Genomic DNA, 640 nt, shown 5'->3' with positions numbered 1-640 from the left:
CTATCAAAATATAATGGGAGGGTGAGAACCCCTCAGTTTTAACGAGGGGATGAAACCCGACCCAACAGGTTTTAACCTGTTGTTGACTTTGTATGTAGTCACTAAGATAATCAACAACAGGAGGTGATGACAAGTGTACAAAACTTTACCAGTTAAGGCAAGGTTCACAGATATTGAAGAAGCGTTTTGGATTGACCAATGCCAACACGCTAACAGTTTGATTAATTGTGCTCTTTATCATGTTCGTCAAACTCATTATTCAAGACTTGAAGAGTCTGATAATGCATTCACAACTTATTGGCGTGGTGATGAATTGCGGCACGGTTGGAAGACATACAAATGTTTTACGACTTATCCCGAACTAGATAAAGTTCTTAAGGATAATCCACATTACAAGGCTCTGGCTGCACAAGCGGCACAGCAAACATTGAAATCTGTAGGGGAATCAATTACTTCTTACAATGGATTGGTTAATGCCTACTACAGAGGTGAGGTAGACAGACCCGCGTTACCACAATATAGGAAAAGCGGTGGACTTGCGGCAGTTACGTTCCCAAGACAAGCACTTACTTATAAAGATGGTTGTTTTTATCCATCAATTAGTAGAGAAACCAAACCGCATTTGTTAACTGAAATTGCT

At 40.2% G+C, this 640-nt stretch carries 1 pseudogene; it reads left to right on the top strand.

Annotated features, from left to right (window positions below):
* Positions 1–133 precede the first annotated feature (133 nt).
* A pseudogene (locus WA1_RS52015) lies at positions 134–640 on the top strand (RNA-guided endonuclease TnpB family protein); the annotation flags it as partial.

This window comes from Scytonema hofmannii PCC 7110 (genome assembly GCF_000346485.2).
Lineage (GTDB): Bacteria > Cyanobacteriota > Cyanobacteriia > Cyanobacteriales > Nostocaceae > Scytonema > Scytonema hofmannii.
This window is presented reverse-complemented; position numbering and strand designations above follow the sequence as displayed.